Raw genomic sequence first — 16246 nt, 5'->3', positions numbered from 1 at the left:
CGATATCGTTATCGGCCCGCCGCCGCGCCGCGCGCGGTTGTCGGCCTCTGAAGCGCAAACGGGCCCCGGCATGCCGGGGCCCGCCTGGAAACGGGCGCGCGCGGCGCTCGCGCGCCGCCGCCCGGCGTTACTGCTGCTGAACCGTCAGCTTGTTCGTGACCGACGTCACGCCCTTCACGCTCTTGGCTGCCTCTTCCGCCTTGTCGATCTGTGCCTGATCGGGCACCGTGCCCTCCAGCGAGATCGCGCCGCCCTTCGAACGCACGGTGATGTTCGCCACGTCGATGCCGCCTGCCTTCGTAATGGCCTTGCGCACCGCGTAGCCGAGCTTGCGGTTCGCCTTCTTCGCGGTTTTCGCGGCGGCCTTCGGCGCGCTCGTCGCGGCCGCCGGCGCTTCCGTCGCCGCTGCGTCGCTCGACTGCGCATATACGCTGCCCGACAGACAGGCCGCCACGGCGGCGACACCCAACGCTCTCAACACGATCGACTTCATGCTATCTCCTTATCACTCCGGAACGGCCGTGCACAGTACGGCCGGATACCCCCAAAAACAGCCGGCCCGCGCGCGAACGGGCGGGACAGCCGGTGTTTTCCACGGCGATACGAGAGAGGCGTCACGGGCCGGCGGCCGGCGCACGCGAAAGCGGGCCGGCCGGGCCGGGCAGCCGCCGGCCGGACGCGCCCGGTCTGATGACGTGCCGGGTCGCGCGCGAATCGGGCGCGGCTGCGTCGCACAATGTAATCCAGCGCCCGCCGAAGCGCAAAGCTTTTGACGCGCCGGCGCCCGCCGCCGTCGCCGCGCCGCCGCGCGAGCCCGCCGGATTCGCGCATGCGCGGCGAAACCGGGTACCATCGCCGCGAGAATCCGCGTCGTCCCGCGACGACCGTCATCGATGCGTCACGCCAGCGTCATCCGCCGATCCCATGAAGCCTGCCCGCCCTCGCCCGCCGCGCCGCATCCTCGCCCGCTTCGTCGCCGTCTCGTGGCGCGACCTCGCGCTGTCGATCGGCCCGACCGTGCTGCTCGCCGGCGCGGCGGTCTGGCTCGCGGTCAAGCTGATCCAGCCGGCCCCGCCGTCCACGCTCGTGATCTCGGCCGGCCCGCCCGGCAGCACGTACTGGAACGCCGCGCAGAAATACAAGACGATCCTCGCGAAAAACGGCGTCACGCTCGACGTTCAATCGTCCGAGGGTTCCGCGCAGAACCTCGCGCGGCTGTCGAACCCGAACGCGCCGGTCGACGTCGGCTTCGTGCAGAGCGGCATCGGCCCGAAGGCGCGCGACGAGCACCTGGTGTCGCTCGGCAGCATCGGCTACGTGCCGCTCGCGATCATGTACCGCGGCCCGGTCGTCGCGCGCCTGTCCGACTTCAAGGGCAAGCGGCTCGCGCTCGGCGTCGAAGGCAGCGGCGCGCGCGAATTGAGCCTCGCGTTGCTGAAGATGAACGGCATCGTGCCGGGCGGCCCGACCGCGCTCCTGCCGACCGCCGGCGAGGACGCCGCGACCGCGCTGCTCGACGGCAAGATCGACGCCGCCTTCCTGTCCGGCGACTCGACGCAGATCCCGGTGATGGCGAAGCTGTTCCGCGCGCCCGGCGTGCACGTGTATTCGTTCACGCAGGCCGAGGCGTACGCGCGGCGCTTTCCGTACCTGACCGCGATCACGCTGCCGATGGGCGTCTACGATCTCGGCCGCAACCTGCCGCCCGCCGACATCCACACGGTCGCGCCGACGATCGAACTCGTCGCGCGCGACTCGCTGCACCCGGCGCTGTCCGACCTGCTGATCGAGGCCGCGCGCGAAGTGCACGGCCACGCGACGATCCTGCAGCACGCGGGCGAATTCCCGTCGTCCGTCACGCGCGGCTTTCCGCTGTCCGACGACGCCGCGCGCTACTACAAATCCGGCAAGAGCTTCCTGTACCGGCGGCTGCCGTTCTGGGTCGCGAGCCTCGTCGACCGGTTGCTGGTGGTGGTCGTGCCGCTGATCGTCGTACTGATCCCCGGGTTGCGGCTCGTGCCGTCGCTGTACGGCTGGCGCGTGCGCTCGCGCATCTACCGCTGGTACGGCGCGCTGATCGCGCTCGAGCGCAGCGCGCTCGGCGAGCATACGGCCGAGGAGCGCGTGCAGTTGCTCGACCAGCTCGACGACATCGAGGAGGCCGTGAACCGGATGAAGATGCCGCTCGCGTACGCCGGGCAGTTCTACGTGCTGCGCGAGCACATCGGCTTCGTGCGCGAGCGGCTCACGTCGCACGACCCGGATGCGCCGGCGGGCCCGCCCGGCGCCGGCAACCCGCCGGCGCGCGCGGAAACCGGCCCGCCGCCGGCCGGCGACGCCCCCCGGGCGACTCCCGGTTCCGCGTGAGCGAACGATCCGCGATCATTGCTGCATGCGCGCGCTGCCGCGTAACATGGAGGCCGCCGCCAGGCGCCGCACGCCCCACCCTCTGGAGAACGACATGACAACCGGCCTCGATACCGCCCAACCCGCCTGGTTCTTCGACTTCGTGTCGCCGTTCTCGTATCTGCTGCTCGAGCAGCACGACAAATGGCCCGACGTGCCGTTCCAGCCCGTGGCCGTGTCGCTGACCGACCTCCAGCGCCACTGGGGCCAGCGCGCGACCGCCGACGTGCCGGCCAAGCGTGTATTCACGTACCGTCACGCGCTGTTCCGCGCGGAACAGCTCGGCATCCGCTTCAAGATGCCGCCCGCGCACCCGTTCGATTCCGACAAGGTGCTGCGCCTCGCGATCGCGCTGCGCGCCGATATCGCGACGGTGCTGGAAATGTTCCGCTTCATCTGGCGCGAAGGCAACGATCCGTCGACGCCGGAAGGCTTCGCGGCGCTGTGCGAACGCGTCGGCGTGAGCCACGGCGACGAGCTGATCGAATTCGAGGAAACCGCCGCGCAGCTGGCGCGCAACACGGCCGACGCGATCGCGCTCGGCGTGTTCGGCGTGCCGACGTTCTGGATGAACCAGCAACTGTTCTGGGGCGAGGACGCGCTGCCGATGGTGCTGTACTGCGCGCGCACGCCGAACTGGCTCGAATCGCGCGAGGTCAAGCGGATCAGCACGCTGCCGAAGGGCCGCGCGTGATGGCGTGCGTGATGGCCGGTATCACGCACGGCAACGCACGGCTGCGGTAAGGTTACGCGTCACTGGAATCACCCCCCATCGATGGAAGACGACGACCGTACCGCCTCGCTCGACATCTGGCTCGTGCGCGTGCTGCGCACGCTGCTGCTCGAGCGCAGCGTCACGCAGGCCGCGCTGCGGCTGAACCAGACCCAGCCCGCGATCAGCACCGCGCTGCGCAAGCTGCGCGAGACGCTGAACGATCCGATCCTCGTGCGCGGCAAATCCGGCATGGTGCCGACCGAATACGGCGCGTCGCTGCTCGAAGCCGCGTCGCGCGCGCTGCGCGAGGTCGACTTCATCGCGACGCCGCACGGCGACTTCGATCCGTCGTCCGCGCGGCGCACGTTCCGCGTCGCCGCGCCCGACTACCTGAACGATTTCTTCATGCCGACGCTGATCGAGCGCTTTCGCGACGCCGCGCCGCATGCGCGTCTGGAAATCGATTCGCTGAATCCCGCGCTCGATCACGCGGGCGCGCTCGAATCGGGCGCGCTCGATCTCGTGATCGGCAACTGGCCGAAGCCCGACCCGCAGTTCGCGCGCCAGGACCTGTTCTCCGACACGATCGTGTGCCTGATGCGCGACGCGCATCCGCTCGCCCGCGAGCCGCTCACGCGCGACGCGTATGCGGCGGCCGCGCACGTCGCGCCGACGCCGTACACCGGCGACAAGCGCAACGCGATCGAGATCGGCCTGGCACGTGCGCGCCTCACGCGGCGCATCGTGACGACGCTGCCGTACTTCGGCATCGTGCCGCAGGTGCTGCTGCAGTCGGACCTGATCTTCACGACGACGCGCCGCTTCGCGACGCACTATGCGCAACTGTTGCCGCTCGTCGTCGTCACGCCGCCCGTGCCGTTCCCGCGCATCAAGAGCTACCTGCTCACCCATCCGCAACCCGATCGGCCGACCGACATCGCGTGGCTGTGCGCGCTGATGCAGAGCGTGTCCGACGAGCTGACGGTCGCCCGCACCCGCAAGCGCTGACGCGCGGCCAAAGCGTCGCGCGACTGGTCAGGCAACGCGGCCGCTCAGGCCGTGCAGAAGGTTTCCTGCAGATGGGCCCAGCGCACGACGCCCGCCGCGTCGCGCGCGAACACGGCGGTCGCGCGACGCGCCGGCAGTTCGCCCGATGTCGCGTGCTGTGCTTCGAGATAGGTGATCACCGCATGCGTCGCGTCGGCCGCGCGCACGCGGATCTCCGACAGCGTGATGCGCAGCCCCGGCTTCGAGCCGGCCAGCTTCGCGAACAGCGCGCGCATGCCGTCACGGTCGACCATGCGGCCGTCGGTCAGGATCATCGTGAAGTCGGCGGAAAACGCGGCAAGCAGCGCATCGAGCGCCGCCGGCACGGTATCGACGCCGGACAGCCAGCGCTCGATGGCGACGAGGCTCGCATCGAGCGCGTCGAGATAGACGGAGTGATCGGACATGGGTGCGTGCGCGGTGACATGAAGCGCGGCCCGCTGCCGCGCGTTGTCGTGCAGTGTAGGCAAAAACGCGCGGCCGTGCGCCGGCCGCGCGGCATGACCGTTTTGCCGCGGCTTTATCGCACGCAGGACACGTCGTCGCGGGCGCGCCCGGCCGCGGCCGCCTTCGCATCGGCCACCGGCATGCCCGAGCGGGCCTGCAGCAGCTCCGCGCAGACAGCCACCGCGATCGCGCCCGGCGCCTTGTCGACGATGCCCGCGACGCCGATCGGGCACACCATCTCGACGAGCCGCGCCGGATCGACGCCGCGCGCGGCGAGCCGGCGCTCGAACTTCACGCGTTTCGTGCGCGAGCCGATCATCCCGAAGTACGCGTAGTCGCGCCGCCGCATGATCTGCGCGGCGAGCGCGAAGTCGAGCGCGTGGTTGTGCGTCATCACGAGGAAGTACGTGCCGGGCGGCGCCGCGTCGACGACGGCCTCCGGCGTGTCGGTCGGCTCCGGCTGCACGTTCGGCGGACATTCGTCGGGGAACAGCTCGTCGCGCGTGTCGACCCACTGCACGACGCACGGCAGCGCGCCGAGCAGCGTGACGAGCGCGTGGCCGACGTGCCCGGCGCCGAACAGCACGACGTGCATCGGCCGCGGTGCCGCGGTCGCGCGGTTGCGCTGGCCGGTGCCCGGCGCGAACGGTTGCGGCTGCGACGGCGTGCTGCCGCACGCACCGTCGTATCCGGCGGCGGGCGTGGGCGACGCGGCACGCGGCGAACGAGCGGGGCCGTTCATGCGCGCCTCCACCGGGCCGTCCCGACGACGCTGACCGCCCCGTCAGGGCCGGCGCACGACGCGAGCGTGGAGCGGCGGTTCATCTCAGCCCGCCCGCGCGGCGCTCGCCGCACGCACCGCATTCACCGCGCGCAGGATCGACTCGCCGGTGGCCGGTGCGTCGAGCGGCGGGTTCACCTGATAGTCGCCGACCGCGGCCACCGCGTCGCGCACCGCGAAGAACACCGAGAACGGCAGCAGCAGCGGCGGCTCGCCGACGGCCTTCGAACGGTGGATGCTGTCCTCCACGTTGCGGTTCCGGAACAGCCGCACGTTGAACTCGGGCGGCGTGTCGTTCACCGTCGGAATCTTGTACGTGGACGGCGCATGCGTCATCAGCTTGCCGCCCGCGTTCCACCACAGCTCCTCGGTGGTGAGCCAGCCCATCCCCTGGATGAACGCGCCTTCGACCTGGCCGATGTCGAGCGCCGGGTTCAGCGACGCGCCGACGTCGTGCAGCGCATCGACGCGCAGCGTACGCATCTCGCCCGTCAGCGTGTCGATCACGACTTCCGACACGGCCGCGCCGTACGAGTAGTAGTAGAACGGCCGGCCCTGCAGCCTCGATTGATCCCAGTGCAGCTTCGGCGTCGCATAGAAGCCGTCGGACCACAGCTGCACCCGCGCGAGATACGCCTTCGCGACCACTTCGCCGAACGGCACGCCATGGCCGCCGACCCACACGACGTCGTTGCCGAACTTCACGTCGGCCGCATCGACCTTGCCGTCGCCGAACTGCTTCGCCGCGAACGCCGCGAGCCGCTCGCGCAACTGGCGCGCCGCATCCTGCGCGGCCTTGCCGTTCAGGTCGGAGCCCGTCGACGCGGCGGTCGCGGACGTGTTCGCGACCTTGCTCGTGTCGGTCGCCGTCACGCGGATCCGGCCGAAACGGATGCCGAGCTCGTGCGCGACGACCTGCGCGACTTTCGTGTTGAGCCCCTGCCCCATCTCCGTGCCGCCGTGGTTCACGAGCACCGAGCCGTCGGTGTAGATGTGCACCAGCGCGCCGGCCTGGTTGAAGTGCGTGACGTTGAACGCGATGCCGAATTTCACCGGCGTGAGCGCGATGCCTTTCTTCAGCACCGTGTTGCGTGCGTTGAACGCGCGCACGCCCGCGCGCCGCGCGCGGTAGTCGCTCGTGGTCTCGAGTTCGCCGAGCAGTTCCCGCAGCACGTTGTCCTCGACGGTCTGTCCGTACGGCGTCACGTTGCGTTCGGTCTTGCCGTACAGGTTCGCGTAGCGGACGTCGAGCGAATCGCGGCCGAGCGAACGCGCGATGTCGTCGAGGATGTATTCGATCGCGAATGCGCCCTGTGGGCCGCCGAAGCCGCGGAACGCGGTGTTCGACTGCGTGTTGGTCTTGCCGCAGTAGCCGGCGATGTCGACGTCGCCGAGCCAGTACGCGTTGTCGAAGTGGCACACCGCGCGCGTCATCACCGGGCCCGACAGGTCGGCCGAGAAGCCGCAGCGCGACGTCATGTCGAGCGCGACGCCGTCGATGCGGCCGTCGTCGTCGTAGCCGACGTCGAAGCGGTAATGGAAGTCGTGCCGCTTGCCGGTGATCATCATGTCGTCGTCACGGTCCGGCCGCAGCTTCACCGGGCACAGCAGCTTCCATGCGGCGAGCGCCGCGCAGCACGCGAACAGGCCCGACTGCGACTCCTTGCCGCCGAAGCCGCCGCCCATCCGGCGGCATTCGACCAGCACGTTGTGCGACGCGACGCCGAGCACGTGCGCGACCAGGTGCTGCATCTCGCTCGGGTGCTGCGTCGAGCAGTACACGTGCATCCCGTCGTCGTCCTTCGGCACCGCGTACGCGATCTGCCCTTCCAGGTAGAACTGCTCCTGCCCGCCGAGCAGCATCTCGCCCGACTCGCGGTGCGGCGCGACGGCGAGCCGCGCGGCCGCGTCGCCACGCGCGAGCTTCAGCGGCGGGATCACGTAGGTTTCGGCCTTGCGCGCGTCCTGCGCGGTCAGGATCGCGGGCAGTTCCTCGTAGTCGACCTGCGCGCGGCGCGCGGCAAGCCGCGCGGTTTCGTGCGACGTCGCGACGACGATGAACATCGGCTGGCCGACGAACTGCACGATGCCTTTGGCCAGGACCGGATCGTCGTGGATGATCGGGCCGCAATCGTTGACGCCGGGAATGTCGTCGGCCGTGAACACGGCGACCACGCCCGGCGTCGCGCGCACCGCGTCGAAATTCATCGACACGATCTTCGCGTGCGGCTTCGCCGACAGCCCGAGCGCCGCGTGCAGCGTGCCGGCGACGAGCGGAATGTCGTCGGTGTAGGTGGCGCGGCCGCTCACGTGCAGGTGGGCGGATTCGTGCGCGCGCGACACGTGCACCTGCGAGGCGTCGGCCTGCGGGTCGAGGGTGCTGAGGAACGGTTCTGCTTGCTGGTTCATGTTCGGTTTTCTCCGTCGTCAGACGCGCGCCGCGTCGTCGGCAACTTCGGCGCCTGCTTCGGCGGCCACTTCGCGCACGTTCAGCGCCTGCGGCGGCAGCGGGTCGTGCGCACGCGTCTCCAGCCAGAATCGGAACATCAGGTTCTTCGCGGTATCGAGGCGATACGCGCTGGTTGCGCGCATGTCGGACAGCGGCTGGTAGTCGCGCTCGAGCGCCCGCATCGCGGCCTGCGCGGTGGCTTCGTGCCACTGCGCGCCGTCGAGCACGGCTTCCGTATGGGCAGCGCGCTTCGGCGTCGCGGCCATCCCGCCGAATGCGATGCGCGGCTCGCGGATCGTGTCGCCGTCCGCGATGAACGCGAACGCGGCGCACACGGCCGAGATGTCCGAATCGAACCGCTTCGACAGCTTGTACGTGCGGAATTGCAGTTTTTCGCGCGCGCCGGTGCGGGTCGGCACCTTCACGCCGACGACGAATTCGTGCGGCGCCATGTCCTTTTGCTGATAGCCGGTGTACAGCGCCTCGAGCGGCAGCTCGCGCACCGTGTCGCCGCCGCGCAGCACGACGCGCGCGCCGAGCGCGATCAGGCCCGGCATCGAATCGCCGATCGGGGAGCCGTTCGCGACGTTGCCGCCGAGCGTGCCCGCGTTGCGGATCGGCAGCGACGCGAAGCGCTTCCACATCTCGGTCAGCTCCGGATACGTGCCGGCCAGCGCCGCATAGGCCTTCTCGACCGTCACGCCCGCGCCGATCGCGATCCAGTCGTCGCCGTGCACGACCTGCTGCAGTTCGGCGATCTGGCCGACGTAGATCAGGTCGTCGAGGCGGCGCATCTGCTTGGTGACCCACAGGCCGATGTCGGTGCTGCCCGCAAGGATGCGCGCGTCGGGACGCTCGGCCTTCAGCGCGGCCAGCGCGTCGAGCGTGCGCGGCGCCGCGAAGCGCGCGCCGTTGACCGTCGTGTAGTCGAACGTGTCGTCGCGCTTGAGCGACGCGAGCGTGCGGGCGAGCGCGGCCGTGTCGACCGGCGAGGCCGGGTGCGGCGCGGATTCTCCGGTCGCGCCTTCGCCGGTCGCACCTTCGCCGGTCGCATCGAACATCCGCACCGCCGCATCGACGATCGGACGATAGCCGGTGCAGCGGCACAGGTTGCCCGTCAGCGCATCGGCGATCTCGGTGCGCGTCGGCACGTCCTTCGCCTTCGCGCACGCGTTGCCGCAGCCTTCGTGGCCGTGCTTCTCGTACAGCGCCCACATCGACATCACGAAACCCGGCGTGCAGAACCCGCATTGCGAACCGTGGCAATCGACCATCGCCTGCTGCACCGGGTGCAGCGAGCCGTCCGGCCGGCGCAGGTCCTCGACCGTGAGCAGCGCCTTGCCGTCGAGCGTGGGCAGGAACTGGATGCATGCGTTGACGGCCTTGAATTCGACCGTGCCGGCGTCGGTCAGCTCGCCGACGACGACCGTGCACGCGCCGCAGTCGCCTTCCGCGCAGCCTTCCTTGGTGCCGGTGCAATGCGCGTCCTCGCGCAGGTATTGCAGCACGGTGCGGGTCACGTCCGCGCCGCTGACTTCGCGGATCGCGTGACGATGGTAGAAGCGGATCGGCTCACTCATGTCTCGGTGTTTCTTCAAATTTGGGGGCAAGGCGGCTGGCGCGGAGCGCTCGACCGACGTTTTTCTGACAGTTTGCACGCTATCACCGTCAAATTCCGCAACCCATAGCCCATCACGCATGCGGCTCATATAACTGCAGCGATATGCGCGCCCGACCGGCCGAGGCCCTTGCGGCACGGGCCGCTCCGTCCGTTCCAGGCCCCCGTGACCCATCGATCCGCTTCACGAACGGGGCGCGTTTAACTAAATGGTACCTGCGGGAAAACCGGTTCCATGGGAAAATCCCGATTCCCTTTTCTGCCGTTTTCCGTTCGCTCCGTCATTCGTTCCGACCCCATGTCATCCGATTCCGCCACACCGCCGCGCAGCGGGTTTGCGCTCACGCTGCAAATCGTGTCCGTCGTCTGCTTCACGTTCATCTGCTACCTGACCATCGGCCTGCCGCTCGCGGTGCTGCCGGGCTTCGTCCACGACGACCTCGGCTTTTCCGCGATCGTCGCGGGCGGCGCGATCAGCGTCCAGTATTTCGCGACGCTCGCGTCGCGGCCGCTCGCCGGTCGCCTCGCCGATACGCTCGGGCCGAAGCAGACGGTGCTGCGCGGGCTGGTCGGCTGCGGCGTGTCGGGCGTGCTGCTGCTCGTCGCGCTGCTGCTCGCGCACTGGCCGGTCGCGAGCCTCGTGCTGCTGGTCGCGAGCCGGCTCGTGCTCGGCGTCGGCGAAAGCCTGTGCGGCACCGGCGCGATCCTGTGGGGCATCGGCCGGGTCGGCGTCGCGCACAACGCGAAGGTGATCTCGTGGAACGGCATCGCGACCTACGGCGCGCTCGCGCTCGGCGCGCCGGTCGGCGTCGCGATCGCGCATACGCTGAATCCGGCGCTGATCGGCGTGATCGTGATCGCGCTCGCCGCGCTCGGCTTCTACCTCGCCCGCCTGATCGCGCCGGTGCCGCTCGTGCACGGCGAACGGATGTCGTATGCGAGCGTGTTCACGCGCGTGCTGCCGCACGGCCTCGGCCTCGCGCTCGGTTCGGCCGGCTTCGGCTCGATCGCCACGTTCGTCACGCTGTACTACGCGGCGCGCCACTGGCCGAACGCCGCGCTGTCGCTGACCGTGTTCGGCACGCTGTTCATCGGCGCGCGCCTGCTGTTCGCGAACACGATCAAGACCTACGGCGGCTTCCGCGTCGCGATCGTGTCGTTCGCGTTCGAATCCGCGGGCCTTTTGCTGCTGTGGCTCGCGCCGGTGCCGCACGTCGCGCTCGTCGGCGCGGCGCTGACGGGCTTCGGTTTCGCGCTGATTTTCCCGGCGCTCGGCGTCGAGGCCGTCGCGCTCGTGCCGCCGGCAAGCCGCGGCGCGGCGCTGTCCGCGTATTCGGTGTTCCTCGACCTGTCGCTCGGCATCACCGGGCCGCTCGCCGGCTATGTCGCGGGCGCGTTCGGCTATCCGCAGGTGTTCCTGTTCGCGGCAGTGGCCGCCGCCGCGGGCGTCGCGCTGTCGATGGTGCTGTACCAGCGGCAGGCGCGCGTGGCGGGGAGCGGCGCGGCAGCGTGAGGGATGATGCGCTGATGCGCGTCGGCGCCCCCGCCACGCGCGTCAACGCCGCAGTACGTTGAAGTCCCGCAATACGCGGGCCGCATCGGGATGACGCCTGAACGGAACGGCGCGCCCGAGCGAGAGCTTCGGTTCGGCACGATCGAACAGCACGAGCGCTTCCGACGTGTTGAGATGGCGCGACATGTACAAGAACCCGTCGACGCGACGGGGATGCCGGTGGACGGCAAGCGACCACCGTTGCGCAACGTCGTATGGTGCGGTGGTCGACAACGCCCCCGTCGCCACCGAGATTTTTCAGCGGCAAGCCGTGCAGGACAGCGACGGTCAATGGCGCGCCGTCAAATGAAAGGACGTAGCGATCGAGTTCGGTGGTCACGAGCGGAAAACCGCCCAGCGCCAGATCGGCGACTTCGTCGTGCAGCACCGTCTCGGCGAATGCGCAATGCAGATTGAAGCCGAAATAGCTCGTGCCGTACCGCCGCCGCTTGCGCGGATCGTCGAAGCGATTGCCGCCCGATTTCCCGAAGTAAGGCTCGCCGGTTGCATATCGCGAGATACGCACCAGCGCCGTCGGCGCGATCTCGCGCGTCACGAGTGTCGCGCTCGCGAAATGCTCCCCCGGCGCCGTCAGCAAACGGGCCGCCTAGCGCTCGGCGAACGCCGTGGCAGCGCGCTCGACTTCATCCACCTTCCCGCGCGACAGCGCGACGAGCGGCGTGACGTTGCCGAGGGATGCCTTCGGCGTCGTGAAGAACTGCCATTTGCTCCATCCCGGCAAATCGCCCAGACATTGGGTCACCCTGCCCAAGGTCTTGCGATCGATATCCCCCGCCAGGTAGAAGGCCGGATAGTACTGTGCGGCGCCGACATCGACCGCGAAGATCCGGCCGGACGCCACGGCCTTGCTGAGCGCCTGCCGCGTCATGCCGAGGCCGGCCCATGTCTGCCCGGCGGGCAGCAGCTTGCCGTCGGCGACCAGCATGCGCCGTTCCGCCTGCACCTGCCGCTCCGGATCGGCAGTGGCGCTCGCCGCCCGCCTCTTCCCGCCGGCCGGTTTCCTGTCGCGCGTCGCCGCAGCGGCGATACCGAACGTGATCGTGCCGGCCAGATCGATGACCTGCGCGATGCCGACCTTGAACAGGTGCCCCAATTGCTCGTCGGACAGGCTGAGCAGCGCCCGCGCGCGATCGGGGCCGAGCATGGTCGCCGCACCGACAGCGCTGCGCAGCGCTTCCTCCGTCTCGACATCGAGAACGACGGCCCCTTCCAGCGTATGAGCTCGCGCAATCATCATCACCTCCCGTCACGACCGGAATGATCGAGCGTAGCGTCGAATCGAAACCAAGTCAACCGTGTCAACCAAATTGGCCGTTCGCCGGTTTCCTCGATCGCGGGTTCGCGCAACCGTGAACGTCGTCAGGCCGTCCGCAGAAACAACCTTCGCGTGAGATCGAACGCAACGAGATTGCCGGCCACCACGAGCAACAGCCCGATCACCGCGAGCGGCGACCATTGGTAACCCTCGAACACCGTCGACACGGCCAGCGCGACGATCGGGAACAGCACCGTGCAGTACGCGGCGCGCTCCGGCCCGATCCGGCCGACGAGCGTCAGGTACGCGGTGAAGCCGATCACCGAGCCCGGCACGGCGAGATAGACGAGCGCGCCGAGATAGCGCGGGCTCGTGTCGAGCGTGAACGGCATCCCGGCCACCGCGGCGCCGACGGTCAGGATCGCCGCGCCGATCAGCATCGCCCAGCCGTTGGTCGCGAGCGGGTGCAGCCCCATCGACTGCATCCGGCTCGACAGCAGGTTGCCCGCCGAGAAGCATATCGTGCCGGCCAACGCGATCGCGAGCCCCGTCCACGTCGCGTGGTCGTCGAGATGGCCGGCCATCTGCTGCCAGAACAGGCATGCGATGCCGGTCAGGCCGAGCAGCGCGCCGGCGATCGCCGACGGCCGCAGCGGGCGGCCCATGAACAGCCGGCCGTTGATCGAGTTCAGCAACGGCGCGGTCGAGAAGATCACCGCGACGAGCCCGCTCGGCACGACCTGCTCCGCATAGTAAAAACACAGGAAATTCAGGCAGAACAGCGCGAAGCCCTGCGCGACGAGAAAGCGCCACGCTTCGCGCGGCGGACGCACCGGGCGGCGCATCACGCGCAGCAGCGCGAACAGCACGGCGGCCGCGAGCCAGAAGCGCCATGCGATCGACACGGGCGGCGGCACCGAGCCGAGCTGCCACTTGATCGCGATCCAGGTGGTGCCCCAGATCAGCACGGTGACGAAATAAAGCGACAGGTTCATGGCGGCATTCCGGACAATCGAGTGAATCGGGATCCCGACTATGCCGTCGCCCCGCGCGTGCCGATTGTCCGGAATTGCGGTCTTTTTCGGGACGCCGCACGCGGCGCCGCGCGCCCGCTTATACTCGGCGCATCATGAGTCTCTCCCTCTGCGCCCCGCCCGTCGACCGCGCCGCCGCCCTGGCCGGCGGCGATCTGCCGTTCGGCCTGCAGTCGGTCTGCCGCACGCTCGCCGACGCGAACGCGACGCTCGAGCGCTTCGCGTGGCTCGGCGACCACCTCGCGATCGCCGAGTGGACGCGGATCACCGACGAAAGCGAGACGGTCTACGAGCAGCCCGGCCACCACACGCTGTCGTGCTACCTCGACGGCGGCTACCGGACCGAGCGCCAGCGCGTGCCCCGCTACGGCGCGCCGAGCCTGCTGTGCGCGTTGCCGGGCGACCATGAATCGCGCTGGTGGGTGCGCGGCGAAATGCATTTCATCCACCTGTATTTCCTGCCCGAGCACTTCACACAGCGCGCGATCCGCGAGCTCGACCGCGAGCCGCGCGAGCTGAAGCTCGCCGATCGCACCTATTTCGAGGATGCGCGCGTCGCCGCGCTGCTGCGCTCGCTCGCGCTCGACGGGTGGGAAGATGCCGACGAGCGGCTGCGCGTGAACGAGACCGCGCACGACGTGCTGAGCCTGCTGCTGCGCGGGCAGAGCACGACGCGCACCGACACGTCGTTCCGCGGCGGCCTCGCGCCGGCCGTGCGCCGCCGCGTGCGCGACTACATCGACACGTATCTCACGCAGCCGCTGACGCTCGGCGAACTCGCCGAGGTTGCCGCGCTGTCCGAATACCATTTCTCGCGGATGTTCCGGCTGTCGTTCGGCCGCGCGCCGCACGCGTGGGTGGCCGAGCAACGGCTCGCCCGCGCCCGCGAGCTGCTGCGCACGACGACACTGCCGCTCGCGCAGATCGCGGCCGACTGCGGCTACGCGAACGCCGGCCACTTCAGCCATCGCTTTCGCGACGCGCACGGCACGACGCCGAATACGTACCGGCGCGCGATGCAGGGCCGCTGAGCACGGCCCGTTTCCTCGTCTCCTCGCTTCTTCCCGCTTACGCGCCGCGCCGCGACAGCTCCTGTTCGAGCGCCGCGACGCCGGCCGGCAGGTCGACCGGCACCTTCAGGTCGACCATCGTGCGGCCGAACGCATGCAGCGTGCGGAACAGATTGTGTTCACGGCACTGCTCGCCCATCTGCCCGATCCGCACGATCGGCAACCCGAACGAACCGGAAATCTCGACCTGGTACTGCTTCGAGATATGGCCACAGACCATCCCGGGCGTGAGCTCCTCCGGCGTCTCGATCCCGACCACCGAATTGAGCCGGCAGTCCTTCGGCGCATAGAGCTTGAGCCCCATCGATTCGACGCCCGCCTGCAGCGCCAGCGAGCAGCGCAGGTGGCGCGCGAAGCGGCTTTCGAGCGTCTCCGCGCAAACGAGCCGCAGCGCCTCGTGCAGCGCGAGCACGCCCGACACGGGCGCCGTGTAGTGATAGCCGGCGTTGTGCCAGAAGTTCTCCGCGAGCGCCATGTCGAGGCACCAGTGCGCATTCGGCTCGGGGCGATGCTTCATGCGGTCCCACGCGGCATCGGAGAACGCGATCAGCGACACGCCCGGGATCGACGACAGCCCCTTCTGGCCGCCGGTGATCACCGCGTCGATGCCCCACGCATCCATCTCGAGCGGCATCGTCGACAGCGTGCACACCGCGTCGACGACCACCAGCGCGCCGGCCGCCTTCGCCAGCGCGGCGATGTCGCGCAGGTCGCGGTTCCACACGGTGTTGGACGTCTCGCCCTGCACGATCGTGACGATCTCGGGCCGCTCGCGCGCGATCGCGTCGGCGATCTCGTCGAGGCTCGCGACCGCGCGGTCGGCCACTTCGAGCGTCGCGACGTCGGCGCCGACGCGCGTGGCCATCTCGGCCATCCGCGCGCTGAAGAAGCCGTTGCGGATCGACAGCACGCGCGTGCCGCGCCAGGCGAGGTTCGAGATCGCCATTTCCATCGCGGCCGAGCCGGGGCCCGCGACGCCGAGCACCCACTTCGTGCGGGTCTGGAACACGTAGCGCGCCATCTCCTTCACCTGCTCGATGATCTTCGCCATCGTCGCGCCGAGGTGGTTGATCACGACCGTGTTCGCCTTGGCCACCGCGGCCGGGATCGGCACCGGGCCGGCCCCCATCATCAGCAGCGGTTCTTCGGGCAGGATCGCGTCGAGCGGCACGACGACGGGACAGGGAATCGGCGAATAATCGATGGACATGGCTGGAAAAGGATGAGGAAAGGAAGTGCCCGGACGCCCGCGGCACGGGGCCCACGGCACGGCGCGACCAACTGATCGATCATTCCGTGTTCCGCCGCCTCGCGCAAGAGGCACGCACGTCCGGACAGCGCGACGGTGGCCCGGTCGCCGGACCGGGCCAGCCGGCCGCACGCCGCGCCCCCGATGGCCGGCCGGATTGAAAAGGGATTGCCCGCGGGCCGCGAAACGGTTCCACTCAGGGTTCCGAACGCGCGATTTTCTCCCCCAATATCGAGATGATTCGTCGGAAACGGCGGTTCAACCTCATTCGCCGGCCGAACGGAATGAACCGGCTACCTGATACAAATCGCGGAACGAATGCGATACACAAAATCCGAACGTGGAAAAAACATCCATTATTGCAGCATGTATTGGGGAGCGACGCCGAAACCGATGCGTCCCGGCTTGCTCATATTTCACACAAACCACTGATTAAACAGAGAATTTTTCAATTCTCCGCGCATACCACAATACTCCACCGGTTTTGCCGGCCCGCGCTTGCTGCATTGCAGCGTTAAACGGGTACTCGCGATTTCGATTTTACGCAAGCCGCCCGTTTTCTCAGGTTGACGGATATCCGCTCTGTATTGAACAATCATCTG

The 16246-nt window shown here is 69.1% G+C and carries 15 protein-coding genes and 1 pseudogene; 5 read left to right on the top strand and 11 right to left on the bottom strand.

Translation table 11 applies throughout. From position 1 onward, the window contains the following. Positions 1-127: 127 nt before the first annotated feature. Positions 128-493 carry a BON domain-containing protein gene (locus QZM72_RS11050; protein WP_089466786.1) on the bottom strand — a complete coding sequence of 122 codons (366 nt, stop codon included), beginning with the start codon at positions 491-493 and terminating at the stop codon, positions 128-130. Positions 494-924: 431 nt separating this feature from the next. Here QZM72_RS11050 and QZM72_RS11045 point away from each other — a divergent pair, with 431 nt between their 5' ends. From QZM72_RS11045 to QZM72_RS11035, 3 genes are all read left to right on the top strand, one after another. Next, entirely contained in the window at positions 925-2367 is a 1443-nt protein-coding gene (locus QZM72_RS11045) for a TAXI family TRAP transporter solute-binding subunit (RefSeq protein WP_301738067.1), read from the top strand. Between the two features lie 94 nt (positions 2368-2461). Then, entirely contained in the window at positions 2462-3100 is a 639-nt protein-coding gene (locus QZM72_RS11040) for a DsbA family protein (protein ID WP_089466784.1), read from the top strand. An 81-nt stretch (positions 3101-3181) separates the two neighbouring features. Continuing rightward, complete coding sequence (locus QZM72_RS11035; protein WP_089466783.1) at positions 3182-4129, top strand: LysR family transcriptional regulator; 948 nt, start codon at positions 3182-3184, stop codon at positions 4127-4129. A 44-nt stretch (positions 4130-4173) separates the two neighbouring features. Here the strand turns inward: QZM72_RS11035 and QZM72_RS11030 are convergent, their stop codons facing one another. The 4 genes from QZM72_RS11030 to xdhA form a co-directional block, all read right to left on the bottom strand. Then, a complete protein-coding gene (locus QZM72_RS11030) occupies positions 4174-4575 on the bottom strand; it encodes a nuclear transport factor 2 family protein (RefSeq protein WP_089466782.1) in 402 nt (133 codons plus the stop codon). 113 nt (positions 4576-4688) lie between these two features. After that, the gene (xdhC, locus tag QZM72_RS11025; RefSeq protein ID WP_089466781.1) at positions 4689-5357 is read right to left on the bottom strand and encodes a xanthine dehydrogenase accessory protein XdhC; all 669 of its coding nucleotides are present in this window, start codon (positions 5355-5357) and stop codon (positions 4689-4691) included. An 84-nt stretch (positions 5358-5441) separates the two neighbouring features. After that, on the bottom strand, positions 5442-7805 hold the full coding sequence (gene xdhB, locus QZM72_RS11020; RefSeq protein ID WP_301738066.1) for a xanthine dehydrogenase molybdopterin binding subunit: 2364 nt from the start codon (positions 7803-7805) through the stop codon (positions 5442-5444). 18 nt (positions 7806-7823) lie between these two features. Then, the gene (xdhA, locus tag QZM72_RS11015) at positions 7824-9425 is read right to left on the bottom strand and encodes a xanthine dehydrogenase small subunit (RefSeq protein ID WP_301738065.1); all 1602 of its coding nucleotides are present in this window, start codon (positions 9423-9425) and stop codon (positions 7824-7826) included. Between the two features lie 336 nt (positions 9426-9761). Between xdhA and QZM72_RS11010 the strand changes: the two genes are divergently transcribed. Next, complete coding sequence (locus tag QZM72_RS11010; RefSeq protein WP_089466778.1) at positions 9762-10976, top strand: MFS transporter; 1215 nt, start codon at positions 9762-9764, stop codon at positions 10974-10976. 42 nt (positions 10977-11018) lie between these two features. Here QZM72_RS11010 and QZM72_RS11005 read toward each other — a convergent pair whose 3' ends face one another. From QZM72_RS11005 to QZM72_RS10990, 4 genes and pseudogenes are all read right to left on the bottom strand, one after another. Then, complete coding sequence (locus QZM72_RS11005; protein ID WP_301738064.1) at positions 11019-11264, bottom strand: RES domain-containing protein; 246 nt, start codon at positions 11262-11264, stop codon at positions 11019-11021. A gap of 91 nt (positions 11265-11355) precedes the next feature. Beyond that, a pseudogene (locus tag QZM72_RS11000) lies at positions 11356-11541 on the bottom strand (RES domain-containing protein); the annotation flags it as partial. 81 nt (positions 11542-11622) lie between these two features. Then, the gene (locus tag QZM72_RS10995) at positions 11623-12273 is read right to left on the bottom strand and encodes a hypothetical protein (protein ID WP_301738063.1); all 651 of its coding nucleotides are present in this window, start codon (positions 12271-12273) and stop codon (positions 11623-11625) included. A 122-nt stretch (positions 12274-12395) separates the two neighbouring features. Next, a complete protein-coding gene (locus QZM72_RS10990) occupies positions 12396-13286 on the bottom strand; it encodes a DMT family transporter (RefSeq protein WP_301738061.1) in 891 nt (296 codons plus the stop codon). 134 nt (positions 13287-13420) lie between these two features. On the opposite strand from QZM72_RS10990, the gene QZM72_RS10985 reads away from it, so the two are divergent. Next, positions 13421-14356 carry a helix-turn-helix domain-containing protein gene (locus tag QZM72_RS10985; protein ID WP_301738060.1) on the top strand — a complete coding sequence of 312 codons (936 nt, stop codon included), beginning with the start codon at positions 13421-13423 and terminating at the stop codon, positions 14354-14356. 37 nt (positions 14357-14393) lie between these two features. Here QZM72_RS10985 and QZM72_RS10980 read toward each other — a convergent pair whose 3' ends face one another. Together QZM72_RS10980 and QZM72_RS10975 are read right to left on the bottom strand one after the other, a co-directional pair. Further along, positions 14394-15605, bottom strand: a complete 1212-nt coding sequence (locus QZM72_RS10980; protein WP_301738059.1) for an alanine--glyoxylate aminotransferase family protein — start codon at positions 15603-15605, stop codon at positions 14394-14396. 455 nt (positions 15606-16060) lie between these two features. Next, positions 16061-16243, bottom strand: a complete 183-nt coding sequence (locus QZM72_RS10975; RefSeq protein ID WP_301738058.1) for a hypothetical protein — start codon at positions 16241-16243, stop codon at positions 16061-16063. Positions 16244-16246: the final 3 nt, after the last annotated feature.

The organism is Burkholderia sp. AU45388 (assembly GCF_030481585.1).
In the GTDB taxonomy this organism is placed as follows: Bacteria; Pseudomonadota; Gammaproteobacteria; order Burkholderiales; family Burkholderiaceae; genus Burkholderia; species Burkholderia sola.
The sequence above is the reverse complement of the archived record's forward strand: the minus strand, read 5'-3'. Positions and strand labels throughout refer to the sequence as shown.